We start from the raw sequence: 18751 nt of genomic DNA, 5'->3' as shown, positions 1-18751 counted from the left end.
CGCACTCGCGGCCGCGGCCACGGCGGCGTTGCTGCTGGTCGACGCCTGGTTCGACGTGACAACGGCGGGCCAGGATGTCGGGCAGTCATGGGCGATGGCGTTGGTCGAGTTACCGCTGGCGGCGTTCTGCCTGCTCTCGGCCTTCGCGGTGCAGTGCGAAGCGCACGCGCTGTCCGGGCCGCAGCTGCGCGGCAACGTCGAGGTCGGGTTCGCAGACCACGGCCGGCACGGGGTAACCGCCGGTCACGGGGTGGTCGGCGAGGAAGAGGATCGGCACGCCCGAAGGGGGCACCTGCAACGCGCCCGGCACGGCCGCTTCCGGCGGCAGTTCGCCGGTCCGCGCGCGGGTGAGCGCCGGGCCGGTGAACCGGACACCGATGCGGTCGAGGTCGGCCGTCACGGTGTAGTCCGACGTGACCAAAGTGGACAGTGCGGTCGCGGTGAACCAGTCCAGGCGCGGCCCGGGCGCGATGCGCAGCACCGGTTCTTCGGCGAGCCCGCGTCGCGGCGCCAGGTCGACGACCGGGTAGCCGGCCACGACGGCGCCGATCGGCAGCGTCATCCCGGGCACGAGGGGCGGCGGGCCGAGCCCGCCCATGGTGTCGGTGGCGCGCGCGCCGAGCACCGGCAGCACGTCGAAGCCTCCGCGGATCGCGACGTAACACCGCAGGCCGCGGGTGGCCGTGCCGAGCGTGAGCTCCTCGCCGGCGCGCAGCGCGGCGGGGCCGTTCGGCGCCGCGGCCCGCCGCCCCGCCCGCACGGCGACCTCGGCACCGGTCACGGCAACGGTCGTGGCCTCCGACACGCGCAGCCGAAGTCCGCCGAGCGTCACTTCGAGCGCCGCGTGTGTCTCGGGGTTGCCGACCAGCCGGTTGGCCAGCCGCAGCGATCCGCGGTCGGCAGCCCCGGAGCGGCCGACCCCGATGGCGGCGAGGCCGGGCCGTCCGAGGTCCTGCACGGTCGCGAACGGACCGGTCGCGAGCACCTCGGCCTTGCCGGTCATCACGCCGCCTCGAAGCGGACGCGGGTGCCGGGGGTGAGCAGGTGCGGCGGCGTGCGCTCGACGTCCCAAACCGGGGCCGAAGTCGTACCCACCAGGTGCCAGCCACCCGGCGAGACGCGCGGGTAGACGGCGGAGTACTCACCGGCGATGGCGACCGAACCGGCCGGCACCCGCGTGCGCGGGGTCGAGCGGCGCGGCAGGTGCAGGCCGGGGTCCAGGCCCGCGAGGTAGGCGAAGCCCGGCGCGAACCCGCAGAACGACACCACGTACGACGCCGCGCTGTGCCGCGCCACGACCTCGCGCACCGACAAACCCGAGGCTTCGGCGACGTCTGCGAGGTCCGCGCCGTCGTAGCGCACCGCCACGGTGACCTCGGTCGAAGAGTCAGGAGAAACATCCACAGTGGACACCGAAGTCAGCGCACGAGAAAGGGAACCGACGTCGGTCACCGCGGGATCGAAGCGCACCAGCAACGTCCGCGCGGCCGGAACCAGTTCCACGACCCCGGCGAGCGCAGTGCGCTCCAGCGCAGCCTGCAACCCGAGCACGTGCTCGGTCTCCACGAGGACCGCGGAACCGCCGTAGGGCAACACGGCCATCACACGAACGACTCCACGGTGACCCCGGCTTCCGTCAGCGACTCGCGGATGCGGCGCGCGATGTCCACCGCACCGGGGGTGTCGCCGTGCACGCACAACGACACCGCGCGCAGGTCGAGTTTCCCGCCCTCGACGTCGATCACCGAACCGCTGGTGGCCATGGCCGTGGCGCGGGCCGCGACCTCGTCGGCGTCGTGCAGCACGGCGCCCGGCAGCTTGCGCGACACCAGCCGGCCCTCCGGCGTGTACGCACGATCGGCGAACGCCTCGGCATACCCGGTCACCCCGGCCGCCGACGCGGCGCGCAGCATCTCCGAATCCGGCGGGCACAACAGCGCCAGCCCGGTGCCGAACCGCCGCACGCCCTCGACGAGTGCCGCCGCCTGCTCCGAGTCCACGGCAGCGGTGTTGTACAGCGCCCCGTGCGCCTTCACGTATTTGACCGAGGAGCCGGCGGCGCGCGCGAACGCGTCCAGTGCGCCGATTTGGTACAGCACGTCGTTCGTGAGGTCCTCGGCAGAGATGTCCAGCGCCCGCCGGCCGAAGCCGGCGAGGTCGCGGTAGGCCACGTGCGCGCCGATCGTCACACCGCGTTCGGCCGCGCGCTCGCACACCCGCCGCATCACGCCCGGGTCGCCCGCGTGGAAGCCGCACGCGATGTTGGCGCTGGTCACGATGTCGAGCATGGCCTCGTCGTCGCCCATCCGCCACGCGCCGAAGCCCTCGCCCAGGTCACTGTTGAGATCCATGCGCTGCTCCCGTCTCGAGTTGGTCCGTCAAGAACATGTACCCCGGCGCGTGCGTGATGGCGAACGGTGGCCGCGAAGCCATCACCGCGGCCTGCGGGGTGACGCCGCAGGCCCAGAACACCGGCACGTCCCCGGGTTCGAGATCCACGGCGTCACCGAAGTCGGGCCGCGCGAGGTCCGCGATGCCCAGCCCGGCCGGATTGCCGACGTGCACAGGCGTGCCGTGCATCGACGGCGTGGCCGAGGTGATCCGCACGGCGTCGGCGAGCCGTTCGGCCGGGATGGGCCGCATGGTCACCACCAGCGGCCCGTGCAGCCGACCGGCCGGCTCACACGGCCGGTCGGTCACGTACATCGCCACCCCGCGCCCCTGCGCCACGTTGCGCAGCGGCACGCCGGCCGCGAGCAGCGGCTCCTCGAACGTGTAGGTGCAGCCGATCGAGAACGCCACCATGTCGCTGCGCCACAGGCCCGTCGCGTCGGTGACCTCGCCGGTCAGCACACCGTTGTGCCACACGCGGTAGCGAGGCAGATCGGTGCGCAGGTCGGCGCCCGGCGCGAGCCGCGAAGCCGGGTCGCCGGGCCGGCTGACGTCGAGCACCGGGCACGCCTTGGGGTTGCGTGCGCAGAACACCAGCATGTCCTCGGCCCAATCCTGCGGCACGGCAACGAGGTTGGCCTGCGCGTAGCCGCGGGCCCAGCCCTCGGTGGGGCGCTCGGTGCCCGCGCGGAAGAGCGCGCGGGCCTCGGCGGGTTTCAGGGCCGCGGGGTCGCGGAGCCTGGTCACGACGGGATCCCGGTCAGCTCCCGGCCGCGGGTCTCGGGCAGGCCGAGCAGCGCCAGCGCGGCGATGCCGTAACTGACGGCGCCGAGCGCGATCGCGCCGCCCGCACCCATGAACCCGACCACCGCGGGGAAAGCGGCACCCACCGCGCGGCCGAAGTTGTACGTGAAGCCCTGGCCCGTGGCGCGCACCTCGGTCGGGTACAGCTCCGCGAGGTAGGCGCCGAAGCCGCTGAAGATCGCCGACGTCGAGAAGCCGAGGGGGAAGCTGATCAGCAGCATGAGGCCGTTGGCGCCGTAGGGCAGCTGCACGAACAGCACGATCAGCGCCGCCGAGAGCACGGAGAACAGCAGGAAGGTTCGCTTGCGCCCCAGCAGGTCCGCGAGGTAACCGCCGCATACGTAACCGATGAACGCGCCGGGGATCAGCAGCGCGAAGTACCCGCCGGTGCCCACCACGTCGAGGCCGCGGCTGGTCTTGAGGTAGTTCGGCAGCCACGTGAACAGCGTGTAGTACCCGCCCTGCACCCCGGTCGCGAGCAGCGCCGCGAACACCGTGGTGCGCAGCAGGCCTCCGCGGAAGATGCCGGCCAGGGCCGCGTGCGGCTTCACCTTCGCCCTGGTGCGGCGTTCGGTCACGTGCTCGGCGTCGGACACACTGCGCCGCACCCAGAGCACGAGCAGCGCCGGCAGCACGCCGACCCAGAACAGCACGCGCCACGCGATCGCGTCGTCGAGCACGCTGAACAGCACCGTGTAGACGATCACCAGCAGGCCCCAGCCCACGGCCCACGCGCTCTGCACGAACGCGACCGTGCGGCCGCGGTAGCGAGCCGAGCAGTACTCGGCCACGAGCGCGGCGCCGACGGCCCACTCACCGCCGAACCCGAGCCCTTGCAGGCCGCGGAACACCAGCAACGTCTCGAAGTTCGGGGCGAACCCGCAGAGCACGGTGAAGATCGTGTACATCGCGATAGTCAGCTGCAGCGTGCGTACTCGGCCGATGCGGTCGGCCAGCACACCGGCGCCGACACCGCCGATCGCGGACACGACCAGCGTCGTCGTGCCGAGCAGGCCCGCTTCGCCGGACGAGATGCCGAAGTACGCCGTGATGGCGGCCAGCCCGAAGGGCAGGGTCTGGTAGTCGAACGAATCGAGCCCGTAGCCGCCGAAGGCGCCGAAGAAAGCTCGTTTGCCCTTGGGCCCGAGGGAGCGGAACCACTCGAACGGCCGGGCGGCACTTGTGGTGCCTGCTGTCACGTTCGTGTTCATGGGTGAGTACCTCCGTGGGGAGTGGTCACAGAGTGGGCTGAGTCACATGCCAGTCACCGTATGGATCGTTGAACGATTCCACAAGTCTCTTATTTTATCGTCCTCAACCATCCGGCTACGCTGGGCGACGTGGTCACCGACGAGAGCCCGCTGGGCCTGGAAGCCGATCGCGGTCTGCTGAGCCGCACGAGCACGGCGGAACGCGTCGCCGGAGTGCTGCGCACGCGCATCTCCGAAGGCTTCTTCCTGCCTGGTGTGCGGCTGTCGGAGCAGGACATCGGCAGCGCGCTCGGCGTCTCGCGCAACACGCTGCGCGAGTCGTTCCGCCTGCTCACGCACGAGCGGCTGCTCGTCCACGAGCTCAACCGCGGGGTGTTCGTGCGCGTGCCGACGGTCGACGACGTGCGTGACATCTACCGCGTGCGCAAGCTCGTCGAGTGCGCCGCGGTTCGCGGGATCACCGAGCGGCCGGCGTCCTACGACAAGATCGCGGCCACGGTCGCCGAGGGTGACCGGGCGGCCGAAGGCGGCCGCTGGCAGGACCTCGGCACGGCGAACATCCGGTTCCACAGCGAGCTCGTGGCCCTCACCGGCAGCGAGCGCGTGGTCGAGCTGATGCAGGGCCTCACGGCCGAGCTGCGGCTGGTCTTCCACGTGATGGCCGACCCGCGGCGCTTCCACGAGCGGTACCTGCCGCGCAACCGCGAGCTGCTCGGGCCCCTCGGCGAAGGCGACGGCCGGCGGACGGAAGAACTGCTCGCGGCCTACCTCGGTGACGCGGAAGCGCAGCTGGTCGAGGCGTACTCGGAGCGTTCGGCGGATCTCGCCGGTCAGCCGAACTGACGGCTTCGCGCGCCGTGCGGTTTCGTCCACACCGGACTGACGGTGACAAGGGCGCGGGATTCGTGGCACAGCCGGGAAATCGTTGCCCTGGGAATGGAAAGTGTGTGCTGCGCCACGGAAAACGTTTGCCGTGAGACGTGTATCGGCGCTGCGAAACGATCCTACTTCAGTGGGAAAAGGGACGAAGCACTTGCTTACATAGTGTGCTCGCGCGCGGACGGGCAGCCAGCGGTGGTCGTTCGGGTCGTCCGCAGTCTGGGGAGTGTCAAGATCGTGTGCGCCTGGATAACGTCTTCCTCAGGTCACGTGAAGCGAAAGCAGTGCAGGCCCCGGAACCCCCAGGCGGGGTCCGTCGCTCTCGTGGGAACCGGATCGGGATGGTCGCCCCCAGGCCCGATCCGGGACACGTGGCCAGGAGATGGTGGAGATGGTGGTGCAACGGCGAACCGTGGTCCCCGGGGGGAGATCACGGTCCGCCGTTGCGTAACTCCCTGATCAATCCATTTCGGACGCTCAGCCCGCGTACCGGGCGAACACCTTGGTGTAGTCCCACGGCTGCTGCGAAACCTTCGAGCAGCTGTCGTCTGGACCGCCCGTGCACGGCCGGTCCCGGTTGGCCGACCAGAACGTGAGCCGCGCCAGGTGGTGCTGGTTGGCGTAGCCCAGGATCGTGGTGAAGTCGGCGACCGTCACCACCTCGTTCTGGTCCGTGATCCCGTTCATGGACGAGATGCCCATGTGCCGGTAGGCGTTGTCGTCGGTGTAGCCGTAGGCGTTCTTGACGACGTTCTTCAGGCCCTCGGCCGCGCGCGTGGTAAGCGTGCCCATGTTCTGGCCGGCGCCGCCGAAGTCGAACGGCATGATGACCCAGCCGTCGGCCGTGAACCCGGACTGCGCCGCGCGGTTGACGAGGCTCGCGTCCGGACCGCTGGTGTCGGTGCCGAACGTGACGTAGATCTTGATGCCCGCGTTGTTGGCGCGCACCGTCTTCAGCGCGTCGACGGTGCGCTGCTGCACCACCGGGTCGCCGTAGGCGCCGGCCTCGATGTCGATGTCGATCGCCTTGAGGCCGTAGGCGTTGATCACCTTCTGGTACGCCGAGGCGAGCTCACCGGCACTGCCGCACGACGATTCGAGCTTGTTGCCGCTGTAGCCGCCGAACGACGGGATCACGTCGCCACCCGCGCCGCGCACGGTGTTGATCGTGCCCTGGTCCACGCCGCCGGTGAGCGCGCGCGAACCGTCCCACTGCGGGTTGCAGTAGCCGTTGGACAGCACGAACGCCAACGTGAACCACTTGACGCCCGTCGCGTTCATGATCGTGGTCGGGTTCGGCGGGGCGCCCCAGCCGTTGTAGAGGTACGGCGCCACGGCCATCGCGGCGGCGGACGGCGGCGGAGTCGTGTCGCCACCACCGGAGGGCGCCGTCCACTTCTGGTTGGCGGCGCCGGTGCACGTCCAGATCTGCAGCCGTGTGCCGTCGGCCGAGCTCTGGCCGGTGGCGTCGAGGCACTTGTTGGCGGCGGTGTTCACGACGTCGTGACTCGCGCTCACGGACCACTGTTGTGCGCCGGTGCCGTTGCAGTCGTACAGCTGAACCTTGGCGCCGTCGTTGGTGGCCGCGCTTGCGACATCGAGGCACTTGCCCAGCGCCCGGATCGTGCCGTCGCTGCCGACGTTCCACTGCTGCGCGGTGCTGCCGTTGCACCCGTAGAGCTGCACGGCGGTGCCGTTGGTGCTGTTCGCGCCGGCGACGTCGACGCACTTGCCGCCGATGCCGGTGATCTGCCCGGTCGCCGCCAGTGCGTCGGCGGGCATCAGGGTGAGGGCGGAGGCGGCGAGCAGGCCGCCGATCGCCGCGAGGGTTCGTTTTCTCATCGGGGACTCCTGACGGGGGGTCACGGTGCGGTCCACTTCTGGTTGGCCGCGCCGGTGCAGGTCCAGATCTGCGCGCGGGTGCCGTTGGCCGAGGAGTTGCCGGTGGCGTCGAGGCACTTGTTGGCGGCGGTGTTCACGATGTCGTGGCCGGCGTTGGCGGACCACTGTTGTGCGCCGGTGCCGTTGCAGTCGTACAGCTGGACTTTGGCGCCGTCGTTGGTGGCCGCTGAAGCGACGTCGAGGCACTTGCCCAGTGCCCGGATCGTGCCGTCGCTGCCGACCGTCCACTGCTGCGCGCCGGTGCCGTTGCAGTCGTACAGGTCGACCGCGGTGCCGTTGGTGGTGTTGGCGCCGGCGACGTCGAGGCACTTGCCGCCCAGGCCGGTGATCTGGCCGGTGCGCCCGGTCGGCGGCGTGGTGGTGCCACCGCCCGACTGCGTGCCGTTCCACGTGAACGTGGCCGAGGTGTGGCCCGGCAGCGAGTAGGTGAACGACTGCCCGCCCCAGTTCACGCGCACGCTCTGGTTGCCGCCGGTGGAGTTGTACGCGATGAGCGCCTTGGACCCGTCGGGGTTCTTCCAGGCGACGTTGCGCACGGCCGAGGTGTCGTTCGAGTCGATCCGCACCGCGCCCGGCTTCACGAACTTGGTGAGGTGGCCCATCGTGTAGTACTCGATGGTGTAGTCGACCTGACCGTTGCGCCCGTCTCCGTTGTGGACGGTGATGAGCCCGGTGCAGGTGTCGCAGCCGCCGTTGTGCGGGTTGTGGGCCTGGTCCACCGCGAGGCTCCACTTCACGACCGAGCGGCTCCAGTTCCGCGTGTAGTCCACGATGTTGTTCATGTCCTCGGCCTGCTGGTTGCCGATCCAGGTGCCGCCGGAGTGCTCGGTCGAGTAGGCGTTGACGTTCGGGTACTTGGCGTGCACTGTGGACTGTTCCGAGACGTTGCCCTCGTAGCCGTGCCAGGCGACGCCGCCGAAGTTCGGGTCGTTGCGCACGGTGGCGTCGTCCACGGTCGGCGCCGCCATCTCGTCGTACTTGTCCGGGTTCCAGTCCAGGGCCAGCACCTTGCTGGACAGCCCGGCGGAGTGCAACGCCGGCAAGAGGCTGTTCTTGGTGAAGAACGCCAGCCCCGAGCCGTTCCACTGCATCGACGGGTAGCCGGGGCAGCAGGTCGGTTCGTTCTGCACGGACAGGTAGTCGATCGGCACGCCGGCGCTCTGGTAGGCCTGCACGTACTTCACGAAGTACTGGGCGTAGGTGTTGTAGTACTGCGACTCGAGCCAGCCCTGGTTGTAGGAGTCGTTGTCCTTCATCCACGGCGGCGCGGTCCACGGGGACGCCATCACCTTCAGCTGCGGGTTGAGCTGCTTGGCCTGCTTGGTGAGCGGCAGCACGTCCACCTGGTCGTGGGCGATGGAGAAGCGCGACAGGCTCGGGTCGGTCTGGCCCGCGGGCACGTCGTCGTAGGTGTAGCTGTAGCGCGCCAGGTCCGAGGCGCCCATGGGGTTGCGCAGGAAGCCGATGCCGATGCCGTTGTTCGGGTCGAACAGCTTCTGCATGACCTGGTTGCGGGTACTGGCCGGCAACAGGTTGCTGGAGTTCATCAGGTAGGCCGCGCTGTCGGTGAACGACGCGCCCCCGCCTTCGAACTGCTGGTAGGTGGTGTTCTCGTTGACGTTGATCGTCTGCGGACCGCTGCCGGTGCCGGCCGAGAACGCGATCGGCGTCTGCTGCTGCAGGCCCTGGGTCACGTTCACGCCCTTGGCGTCGTTGGTGGTGGTGAGCCAGATGTTCACGGGCTCGTTGGCCGCCTGTGCGGCCGGGACGGCCATTGTGGACAATGCCAGGGCCGCCGCGCCGAGGAGGGGGAGCAGGTGGCGCTTGCGCATGCCTAGGACACCGTCCACTTCTGGTTCGCGCCACCGGTGCAATCCCAGATCTGCAGGCGGTTGCCGTTGGCGGAGCTGTTGTCGGTGGCGTCGAGGCACCGGCCGGAAGCGGCGTTCACCAGGGTGCCGTTGGAGTTGCGGGTCCACCGCTGCACGGCACCGCCGGTGCAGTCCCAGATCTGTGACTTGCTGCCGTTGGCCGTGCCGGCCGCGTCGAGGCACTTGCCGAGCGCGCGGATCGTGCCGTCGGAGCCGACGGTCCACTGCTGGGCGTTGGTGCCGTTGCAGTCGTAGAGCTGCACGGCGGTGCCGTTGGTGTTGTTGGCAGCGGCCACGTCCACGCACTTGCCGCCGAGCCCGGTGATCTGGCCCGCGCCGCCCGTCGGCGGGTCGGTCTGGCCGCCGCCGACCCAGTTGCTCGCCGACGACTCGCCCACGCTGACGGCGGTGTTGTGGTTCTCGATGGGGTTCACGTGCGTGTTCGGGAACACGACGTAGGTGACCGGGCCCTCGGTGCCGCCGCTGCTCGGGTCGGGGTCGATGCCGAGGCTCACGGCCGTGGCGTAGGAAGCTTCGCCGATGATGCTCGTCGGGCCGGTGTCACCGACCACAGCGTAGGTCACTTTGTTGTTGTAGATCACCGCGACGACCGAGCCACCGTCGATCCCGTACTGCCGGTAGTCCCAAGTGGACGTCGGTTGTGGCAGCACGACGTAGGGCAGCTGGGCGGCGTTCAACGGTTGGTCGGTGGAGGTGTGGAACGCGGTGTCGGGGTAGAAGCAGCAGTCGGTGTTCTCGTTGCACTGGCTGGTGCGCACGCCGTCGCAGTCGATGTCCATGTCAGCCTTGAAGAACACGGCCCCGCTCGACTGGCAGACGGGGACGGTGGCCGCGCCGCCTTCGTCGTAGCTGTACTTGCCGTTGGAGATCTGTTGGCAGGAGTTGGTTTTGCCGAGGAGCTGGGAAGCGGTGGGCCCGGCTGCGGGTGCTGCGGTTGTTGCGGTTGTTGCTGGGGCCGTCGGTGCCGCGGGTGCAGCTGTCGCTGCGGTTGCGGGGAGGAAGGAAAGCGCCAGCAGGACACAGCCTGCCAACGCGACGAAGAAGCGCCGCATGATGGGGTTCTCCTTGGGGGACGGGGAGATCTCTGGAAATGGCGGAGTTGTCCACAGGCGAGGCGAGTTGTGGATGACTTGACCCTCCGTGTCCGCTTGGCCACTTTTTGTCAGACCTCGCCGGTAGAATGGGATGGGGACGCCCCCCTTGGGAGGGCGGGGGCTGTCCGGTGGGCGGTTTGGGGAGGGGAAACAAAAGCCCGGTGGAGACCGAGCCGATGGGGAGGGGAGAGCCCGGTGGGGAACGGGCGGATCGAGTGCGTTCGCGAAAACCCCGGCGGTGCCTCGGGTACAGGCGGGCCGGTGGGGATCCGGGGATCCGGGTGGCGTGGTCCGGTCGGGATCACGCCACCCGGGTGAACTACCGGCGGGGACCGGAGTGGAACACCGCGCGGGACTGCCGGAGGAGGGAGAGGAGGCGAGCAGCCCCGCGCGGTGGCTTCAGGTGCACCGGGCGGGCGTGTGCCGCACCCGCAAACCGGTGCCGGGTCAGCGGATCAGGGGGCGGTCCACTTCTGGTTGGCCGCGCCGGTGCAGGTCCAGATCTGCAGCCGCGTGCCGTTGGCCGAGCTGTTGCCCGTGGCGTCCAGGCACTTGTTCGCGGCCGGGTTCACGATGTCGTGCGCGGCGGTGACGACCCATTGCTGGGCGCCTGTGCCGTTGCAGACGTAGAGCTGCACCGGAGCGCCGTCGTTGGTCGCGGCGGAGGCGACGTCCATGCACTTGCCCAGGGCGAGCAGGGTGCCGTCGCTGCTGACCGTCCAGTTCTGCGCCGCGTTGCCGTTGCAGTCGGTGATTTGGATGGGCGTGCCGTTGGCGCTGTTGGCGCCCGCGACGTCCACGCACTTGCCGCCGATGCCGGTGATGCGGCCGGTGCGCCCGCTCGGCGGTGTGGTGGTCCCGCCGCCGGTGCTGGTGGTCACGTGCACGTAGTCGACGACCAGCTGCTGCGGGAACTGCGTGCTGCCGTTGGGGTCGCCGGGCCAGTAGCCACCGACGGCGAGGTTCATGATGATGAAGAAGTTGTGGTCGTAGACCCAGCGGTTGCCGCCCAGGTCCGCGGGGGTGCGGGTCTGGTAGACGTTCCCGTCGACCGTCCACACGATCTTGTTCGGCGACCAGTCCACGGCGTAGGTGTGGAAGTCGTCGGAGAAGTTGGGGCCGCTGTAGCCCGCGCCGATGCCGCCGGAGCCCGAGTAGCCGGGGCCGTGGATCGTGCCGTGCACGGTGTTGGGCTCGAAGCCGACGTTCTCCATCACGTCGATTTCGCCGTCCGTGGGCCAGTTGCCGCCGCCGAGCATCCAGAACGCGGGCCACATGCCCTGACCGCGCGGGAGCTTCATGCGGGTCTCGAAGTGGCCGTACGCCTGGCTGAACTTGCCGGACGTGTTCAGCCGCGCGGACGTGTACTCGCAGCGGCCGTACCAGCAGTTGTAGTTGCCCGGGTTCTCGCGCTTCGCCGTGATCACGAGGTGTCCCTGGCCGTCGAGCGCGGCGTTGTTCGTGCCGGACGTGTAGTACTGCCGCTCGTGGTTGTTGACGTTGTCGCCGGTCTCGTAGTTCCACTTCGAGCCGTCGGCGGGGCTGCCGGCGGGACCGTTGAAGTCGTCGGTGAAACTGGCCGCCGCGGCCGCTTCCGGGGGCGCGAGCACGGCGGGCGTCGCCTGCAGCCCGACGGTCAGCAGCGCCGCGGCCGCGAAGAGCCCTGCCCAGCGGGAACGTCTCAGAGATCGGGAGATGGACATCATTGTCACCTCTTCTGGCGGAGGGGACCGCGCATTCACGCGCGCAGCACGAAAACGCGGCGGGGCCAAGGCGAGCACGGCGGGGGGCACCGTGCGGTTCTCAGCCGAGCGCTTCGTGTCCACATCCGGAGGTGGACCGCAGGCGGGCGGCAGGGTCGGACTAATCGGGCTACTTTGTTGTGCCTGGCAACAAAGTAAAAGCAGTATGCATGGTCCGTACCACTGCGGCAACGGTAAAGGTGAGAATTTTTTCAACCCGAATTAAGGGTTGCCGGTCACCACCGAGGTGATCTGGGCGGTCACCTGCGGTTCTCGGGGGTGCTCACTGAGTGACGGTGGTCAGGCCGCGCCGGCACCCGAGCGGATGGTGGGCGCCGACTTGGCCAGCAGCCGCGGGTCGGCGCCCTGCTCCAGCAGATCGGCGACGGGCAAGGTCGCGGCACCGGTGGCGACGGCGTCGAGACCGAGGTAGCCGAGCTGGATCGTGGTCTGGCCGAACGGGTGGCTCAACGCGTGGGCCGACGCCGTGGACCGGATGAGTGGCAGGAGGCGTTCACCGAGTGCGAGCCCGGCCCAGCCGCCGACGACGATGCGCTCGGGGTTGAACAGGTTGATCAGGTTGGCGATGCCCGCGCCGAGGTACCCGGCCGTCTCCTCGAGCACCTTCTGCGCCGACTTGGACTTCTCGGCCGCGGCCAGCAGCGCGGCGAACTGGTCCTGCTCGGTCTCGCCGGGCACGGGCTTGCCACGCAACCGGCGGTAGCGCGCGAGCACGGCCTCGGCGCCGATGTAGGCCTCCAGGCAGCCGCGCGACCCGCAGCGGCAGGCCTGCCCGCCGTAGACGATGGTGGTGTGGCCCCATTCGCCCGCGCTGCTGGTGGATCCGCGGTAAGTGGCGCCGTCGGCGATCACCGCGGCGCCGACGCCCGAGCCGATGAGCACGATCACCGCGTGCCGCGCCCCGCGGCCCGCGCCGAACCACATTTCGGCCTGGCCCTGGGTTTTGGCGCCGTTGTCCACGAACACGGGCAGCTCGATCCCGGCCGCGCGCAGGTCGTCGGCGAGCGCGACCGAGTCCCAGCCGATGGTGGGCGCGTGCACCAGCACCCGCTCGCCCTGCTCGACGGTGCCGGGCACGCCGACACCCACCCCGAGCACGGCCGACTCGTCGGCGCCCGCCGACGCGATCACCTCGCGCAGGCCCGACACGACGGCCTCGACGACCGTGGCCGGTTCCGTGCGCGCCGGTGACAGCTCGTGCTCGACCGTGGCCAGCCGCCGCATCGCGAGGTCGAACAGCTCCACGCGCACACCCGTCTCGCCGATGTCGACGCCGGCCACGTAGCCGTAAGCCGGATCCACGCGCAGCAGCACGCGCGGCCGCCCGCCGTCGGATTCGACGAGGCCGGCCTCGGTGATGAGCCGCTCCTCGCCGAGCTCGGCGGTCACGTTGCTGACCGTCGCGGCCGAAAGACCGGTGAGCTGGCTCAGTTCGTGCCGCGACAGCGGGCCGTCGAAGTACAGTTTCGACAGCAGCAGGGAACGGTTGTGCCGCCGTAGATCGCGGACTGTTGTGCGCTTGGTCGCCATGTGACACCCATCCGGCCTCGAACTCTCCCGGCACCAGGATGCCTGATCACCGTAAGTTGTGGCCATGTATTAACTAGTGAACTAAGTCCCGAACATATGGGCGTCTGGCAGAATCCCCCAGGTGACGAGGGTGCTCCGGCAAACGACCCGCGACCTGAGGCGGCACAACCGAGCGGCGCTCCTGTCGTCGCTCTACCTGCGTGGGCCGGTCAGCCGGCTCGAACTCGTGGCCGAGTCCGGGCTCAGTCCCGCGACCGTGACGAACGTGGTCGCGGAGCTCATCGGAGACGGCGTGGTGGCCGAGGCCGGTTCCGTCGAGTCCGATGGTGGCAGGCCGCGCACGCTGCTGCGCGTCCGGCCCGAGTACGGCCAGGTGGTGGGCGTCGACGTCGGCGAGACCCACGTGCGTGCCGGCCTGTTCGACTGCACCCTCGGCACGGTCGCGACGGTGCAGCACCCGCTTGCCGGCCCCGACCCGGAGCAGGTCGTCGAGCTCGCCCGCGCGGGTGTCGCGGAAGTGCTTTCGGGGGCTTCCCACGTGCTCGGCGTCGGGGTCGGCGTGCCCGGCGCGGTCCGTTCCGGCGGCATCGTGCACGCCCCCACGCTCGACTGGGCCGGCGTCGCCTTCGCCGACCTCCTGCGTGCCGCCATCCCGCTGCTCGCGGACACGCCCCTGCACCTCGACAACCGCGCCCGCACCCTCGGCCAGGCCGAAATGTGGCTCGGTGCGGGCCGCGGGTCCGACCGCGCCGTGATCGCCCTGCTCGGGGTGGGGGTCGGGGCTGCGTTCGTGACGGGTGGTGGGTCTTTTCCGGGCATCACGACGAGCGAGTGGGGCCACACCGTGGTCGAGGCCGGGGGTGCGGCCTGCCGGTGCGGGTCACGGGGGTGCCTGGAGGCGTACGTCGGGACCGAGGCGGTGGTGCGCCGGTACGCCGACTCGCCGGGGGCCGGGCAGCTGCCGGGCGAAGACAGCGAATCACGCTTGACCGAGCTCGTCGAGCTGGCCGAAAGGTCTGGTCCAGCTGCGGAGACGCTCGCGTCGACCGGCGAATACCTGGGCATCGGCATCGCCAATTTGATCAACCTCCTGGCGCCCGACCGGGTTGTCCTGGCAGGCTCGGCGGGAGCGATCATGGGTCCGGTGATCCTCGCGCACGTGCGGGACGCCGCGGCCCGGCACGCGCTCGGGTACCTCGCCGAGGCCACCGTGGTCGAGCTGGGGCAGCTCGGGCCCGAAGCCGTGGCGCTGGGCGCGGCGACGCTGCCCATCGCGGCGCTGCTTGCCTCCGGCGGGCGATCAGCGGGCTGAATCTCCTTGCCCGGCAAGGAGATCGACCGAGGTGTGCCCAGGCCACCCCTTTCTTTCAGTACTTAAACTTAGGCACAAAACGTTACCGCCGTGTTATTGACGTGACCCGAGTCACCCGGGTTGACTCCTCCTGTCGCGCGGCCGGACCGAGCTCTCCGAGCGTGGCCGGATCCGTCGCAACCAGGACCTAGGAGGACGAATGCGAGTGAAGCGCTCCGTCGTCGCAGCGCTCGTCGCCGTGGTGGCAGCCGCGGTGCTCGCCGCGTGTGGCGGCGGCTCGAGCAGTGCGGGGGGCGGCGGGAACGCCGCGGCCGTGCTGAACGTCGGCATGCCGAACGGCCCGCAGGCCGAGAACAACAACCCGTTCCTGGAGACCTCGGCGGCGGCGTCGCTCGGGTACCGCTACGTGATCTACGAGCCCCTCGTGATGCTCAACCGAGTGAAGCCGTCGGAGCCCGGAAAGCCGTGGCTGGCCACCAAGTGGGACTGGTCCGACAACTTCAAGAAGGTGGTCCTGACCATTCGGGACGGCGTCACCTTCTCCGACGGCTCGCCGATGACCGCCGACGACGTGGCCTACACGTTCCAGCTGCTGCGCGACAACAAGGCGCTGAACATCGATTCGGTGCCCTACAAGGACATCACCGCGTCGGGCAACCAGGTCACCCTGGGCTTCGACAACTCGCAGTTCGTGAACCAGGTCAAGATCCTGCAGACGATCGTGGTGCCGAAGAAGATCTGGTCGCAGATCAAGGACCCGTCCACCGACACGGTGAAGAACCCGATCGGCACCGGTCCGTTCACGCTGAAGTCGTTCACCCCGCAGACCATCACGGTGAGCCAGCGCACCGGCTACTGGCAGCAGGCGCCGGCGGTCAAGGAGATCCGCTACACCTCCTACAACGACAACAACGCGCAGGTCGCCGCCCTCACCAGTGGTGCGGCCGAGTGGAGCTTCGTCTTCATCCCGAACTACAAGACCGTCTACGTGAACAAGGACCCGCAGCACTACAAGCTGTGGTTCCCGGCCCAGCTCGCCGTGCACGGCCTGTGGTTCAACACCGAGAAGGCGCCGTGGAACAACCCGAAGCTGCGCCAGGCGATCAACAAGGTCATCAACCGCGACGACATCTTCAACCAGGGTGAGGCCGGCTACTTCTACCCGAAGAACGACCAGGTCACCGGCATCCCGACGCCGGCCGGCGACTCGTTCATCGCGCCGCAGTACAAGGGCCAGAGCGTGAAGGTCGACGTGCCGGGCGCCAAGGCGCTGCTCACCGGCGCGGGCTTCAAGTACAACGGCAACCAGCTCGCGGACCCGAGCGGCAAGCCGGTGACCCTGAAGCTGACCGTGCCCTCGGGCTGGTCGGACTACATCACCGACCTCGAGATCATCAAGGACAACCTGTCGCAGATCGGCATCACCGCCACGGTCGAGAAGATGAACCAGGACGCGTGGACGAAGTCCGTCGACACCGGTGACTTCGAAGGCCTCCTGCACTGGACCAACGACGGCGCCACGCCGTACGACATGTACCGCGACGTGATGGACGGCAACCGCTACAAGCCGACCGGCCAGGGCGGCATCAACGGCAACTACGGTCGCTTCAAGAACGACCAGGCGACGCAGGCGCTGGAGACCTACGCCAACGCCGCCGACGACGCCAGCCGCGCCACCGCGATGAACACGCTGCAGCAGATCATGATCGATCAGCAGCCGATGGTCCCGCTCATGGCGGCGAACTCCGGCGGCGAGTACAGCACGAAGAACTGGACGGGCTGGCCCGACGAAGCCAACCCCTACGGCCCCGCGCAGCCGACCCTGCGCAACGCGCTGGACATCGTCATGCACCTGAAGCCCGCGGCCTGATTCATGGCCGAGGACAACGCAGTGGCCACCCGGGAAGCCACCTCCGCCTCGCTCGAGGCGGGGGTGGCCTCCCCGGCCGGCGAGATCGAAACCGGGGCCTCGGACACGATCGTGCTCGAGGCCTCCGGGCTGACCAAGCACTTCCCCGTGCGCAAGCGCGGGCGCGAGGTGCTCACGAAGGGCCGCCGCAGCGTGCAGGCCGTCGACGACGTCGACCTGGTGTTGCGGCGGGGCCGGGTGACCGCGCTCGTCGGCGAGTCCGGCTCCGGCAAGTCGACCGTCGCGCGGCTGCTGGCCCAGCTCTACCCGCGCACCGGCGGGGACATCCGCCTGCACGGCGAGTCGGTGACCGTGAAGGGCGGCAGGGCGTTCCGCGCCTACTGCCGCAAGGTCCAGATGATCTTCCAGGACCCGTTCGCGTCGCTGAACCCCGTGCACACCGTGCGCTACCACCTCACGCGGGCGTTGAAGATCCACGACCGCGCGGGTGACGACCTCGAGAAGGCGTTGCACGAACTGCTCACGCGGGTGCAGCTGACCCCGCCCGAGCGTTACGTCGACAAGTTCCCGCACGAGCTGTCCGGCGGCCAGCGCCAGCGGGTCGCGATCGCCCGCGCGCTCGGTGCCGACCCCGAGGCGCTGCTGGCCGACGAGCCCGTGTCCATGTTGGACGTCTCCATCCGGCTCGGCGTGCTGAACCTGTTGCGGGACCTCAAGGAACGCCTGCACCTCGCGATCCTCTACATCACCCACGACATCGCGTCGGCGCGCTACTTCGCCGACGAGACGCTGGTGATGTACGCCGGTCGCATGGTCGAGGGCGGCGACTCCGAGACCGTGACGCAGCAACCGGCCCACCCGTACACGCGGCTGCTGATCGAGTCCGCGCCGGACCCCGACCGGCTCGACCCGGGCACGGACGCCGAACCCGGTGAAGCGCCGAAGGAAAAGGGTTCGGGTGAGCCGCCGAGCCTGATCGCGCCGCCGTCGGGCTGCCGGTTCCACCCGCGGTGTCCCGTGGCGATGGAACGCTGCAAGACCGACTTGCCGCCGCGCTTCGAAGTGGACGACGCCCCCGGCCACTGGGCCGCGTGCTGGCTCTACGACTCGGCGGTGCGCTCGTGAGGTACCTGCTCCAGCGGCTCGGCTTCTACCTCTTCACCGCGTGGGCCGCGGTCACGATCAACTTCTTCATCCCGCGGCTGATCCCCGGTGACCCGGTGCAGTCGCTCATCACGAAGAACCAGGGCAACCTGAGCGCCGACGCGATCCAGTCGCTGTACGTCCTGTTCGGGCTGGACAAGAACGAAAGCCTGATCACCCAGTACTTCCACTACTGGGCCCAGCTGTTCCGCGGTGATCTCGGCCTGTCGTTCACGTTCTTCCCCTCGCCGGTGAGCGAGGTGATCGGCGACAGTCTGCCGTGGACGATCATCCTCGTCGGGTTCACCACGGTGGTCGGCTTCCTGATCGGCACCGGCCTCGGCGTCGTCGCCGGGTGGCGGCGCGGGTCCTGGGTGGACGGTCTGCTGCCGGTCACCACGTTCCTCTCGTCGATCCCGTACTTCTGGCTCGGCCTGATCGCGATCACGCTGCTGGCCGGCCCGGGCAGCTTCTTCCCGGCGTCCGGCGGTTACGACCCGGGGCTGGTGCCCGGCTGGGGTGGCGACTTCATCGGCAGCGCGATCCAGCACAGCCTGCTGCCGGCGATCACGATCCTGATCAGCTCGATGGGCAGCTGGATCCTCGGCATGCGCAACATGATGGTCACCGTCGCCTCGGAGGACTACATCACCGTCGCGCACGCCAAGGGCCTCAAGGAACGCCGGGTGATGGTGAGCTACGCGGCTCGAAACGCGCTGCTGCCGAGCGTCTCCGGGTTCGCGCTGGCGCTGGGCTTCATCGTGGGCGGCACACTGCTGGTGGAGATCGTGTTCTCCTACCCCGGCGTGGGCTACGAGCTGTTCCAGGCCGTCGGCTCGCAGGACTACCCGCTGATGCAGGGCATCTTCCTCATCATCACCCTCTCGGTGCTGGTGGCGAACCTGCTCGCCGACGTGGCCTACCTCGTGCTCGACCCGCGCACCCGGAAGGAGGGCTGAG

Annotated in this window: 15 protein-coding genes; 5 read left to right on the top strand and 10 right to left on the bottom strand. The window is 69.4% G+C overall.

The window, feature by feature from the left end; translation table 11 throughout:
* Positions 1 to 109: 109 nt before the first annotated feature.
* Genes ACWEOE_RS04875 through ACWEOE_RS04855 form a run of 5 tightly spaced genes read right to left on the bottom strand, consistent with a single transcriptional unit; the run spans position 110 to position 4406 of the window.
* Positions 110 to 1003, bottom strand: coding sequence for a 5-oxoprolinase subunit C family protein (locus ACWEOE_RS04875; RefSeq protein WP_452004028.1), 894 nt, complete (start codon positions 1001 to 1003; stop codon positions 110 to 112).
* Positions 1003 to 1602 (bottom strand): 5-oxoprolinase subunit B family protein, encoded by a 600-nt coding sequence (locus tag ACWEOE_RS04870; protein WP_452004026.1) that lies wholly within the window; start codon positions 1600 to 1602, stop codon positions 1003 to 1005. The genes ACWEOE_RS04875 and ACWEOE_RS04870 overlap by 1 nt, the downstream gene beginning before the upstream one ends.
* On the bottom strand, positions 1602 to 2351 hold the full coding sequence (locus ACWEOE_RS04865; RefSeq protein ID WP_452004024.1) for a LamB/YcsF family protein: 750 nt from the start codon (positions 2349 to 2351) through the stop codon (positions 1602 to 1604). Before ACWEOE_RS04865 ends, ACWEOE_RS04870 begins: the two co-directional genes overlap by 1 nt.
* On the bottom strand, positions 2335 to 3111 hold the full coding sequence (locus ACWEOE_RS04860) for a putative hydro-lyase (RefSeq protein ID WP_452004570.1): 777 nt from the start codon (positions 3109 to 3111) through the stop codon (positions 2335 to 2337). Before ACWEOE_RS04860 ends, ACWEOE_RS04865 begins: the two co-directional genes overlap by 17 nt.
* A gap of 23 nt (positions 3112 to 3134) precedes the next feature.
* Positions 3135 to 4406, bottom strand: coding sequence for an MFS transporter (locus ACWEOE_RS04855; protein ID WP_452004021.1), 1272 nt, complete (start codon positions 4404 to 4406; stop codon positions 3135 to 3137).
* Positions 4407 to 4535: 129 nt separating this feature from the next.
* Here ACWEOE_RS04855 and ACWEOE_RS04850 point away from each other — a divergent pair, with 129 nt between their 5' ends.
* Complete coding sequence (locus ACWEOE_RS04850) at positions 4536 to 5249, top strand: GntR family transcriptional regulator (RefSeq protein WP_452004018.1); 714 nt, start codon at positions 4536 to 4538, stop codon at positions 5247 to 5249.
* Positions 5250 to 5762: 513 nt separating this feature from the next.
* Here the strand turns inward: ACWEOE_RS04850 and ACWEOE_RS04845 are convergent.
* From ACWEOE_RS04845 to ACWEOE_RS04825, 5 genes are all read right to left on the bottom strand, one after another.
* A complete protein-coding gene (locus ACWEOE_RS04845) occupies positions 5763 to 7127 on the bottom strand; it encodes a ricin-type beta-trefoil lectin domain protein (protein WP_452004015.1) in 1365 nt (454 codons plus the stop codon).
* Positions 7128 to 7147: 20 nt separating this feature from the next.
* Positions 7148 to 9019: a lectin gene (locus ACWEOE_RS04840; RefSeq protein ID WP_452004012.1), complete on the bottom strand. Its 1872-nt coding sequence runs from the start codon at positions 9017 to 9019 to the stop codon at positions 7148 to 7150.
* Positions 9020 to 9021: 2 nt separating this feature from the next.
* Positions 9022 to 10131 (bottom strand): ricin-type beta-trefoil lectin domain protein, encoded by a 1110-nt coding sequence (locus ACWEOE_RS04835; RefSeq protein ID WP_452004009.1) that lies wholly within the window; start codon positions 10129 to 10131, stop codon positions 9022 to 9024.
* 497 nt (positions 10132 to 10628) lie between these two features.
* Complete coding sequence (locus ACWEOE_RS04830) at positions 10629 to 11876, bottom strand: family 16 glycosylhydrolase (protein ID WP_452004007.1); 1248 nt, start codon at positions 11874 to 11876, stop codon at positions 10629 to 10631.
* A 339-nt stretch (positions 11877 to 12215) separates the two neighbouring features.
* Complete coding sequence (locus ACWEOE_RS04825) at positions 12216 to 13466, bottom strand: ROK family transcriptional regulator (protein ID WP_452004005.1); 1251 nt, start codon at positions 13464 to 13466, stop codon at positions 12216 to 12218.
* A 121-nt stretch (positions 13467 to 13587) separates the two neighbouring features.
* Here ACWEOE_RS04825 and ACWEOE_RS04820 point away from each other — a divergent pair, with 121 nt between their 5' ends.
* From ACWEOE_RS04820 to ACWEOE_RS04805, 4 genes are all read left to right on the top strand, one after another.
* Positions 13588 to 14778 carry an ROK family protein gene (locus tag ACWEOE_RS04820; RefSeq protein WP_452004003.1) on the top strand — a complete coding sequence of 397 codons (1191 nt, stop codon included), beginning with the start codon at positions 13588 to 13590 and terminating at the stop codon, positions 14776 to 14778.
* Between the two features lie 199 nt (positions 14779 to 14977).
* The gene (locus ACWEOE_RS04815; protein ID WP_452004001.1) at positions 14978 to 16648 is read left to right on the top strand and encodes an ABC transporter substrate-binding protein; all 1671 of its coding nucleotides are present in this window, start codon (positions 14978 to 14980) and stop codon (positions 16646 to 16648) included.
* Between the two features lie 108 nt (positions 16649 to 16756).
* Complete coding sequence (locus tag ACWEOE_RS04810; protein WP_452004567.1) at positions 16757 to 17773, top strand: ABC transporter ATP-binding protein; 1017 nt, start codon at positions 16757 to 16759, stop codon at positions 17771 to 17773.
* Positions 17770 to 18750 carry an ABC transporter permease gene (locus ACWEOE_RS04805; protein ID WP_452003999.1) on the top strand — a complete coding sequence of 327 codons (981 nt, stop codon included), beginning with the start codon at positions 17770 to 17772 and terminating at the stop codon, positions 18748 to 18750. Before ACWEOE_RS04810 ends, ACWEOE_RS04805 begins: the two co-directional genes overlap by 4 nt.
* Position 18751 lies beyond the last annotated feature (1 nt).

Source organism: Amycolatopsis sp. NPDC004368 (assembly GCF_053602515.1).
Note: the sequence above shows the minus strand (reverse complement) of the source record. Positions and strands in the feature narration are given on the sequence as shown.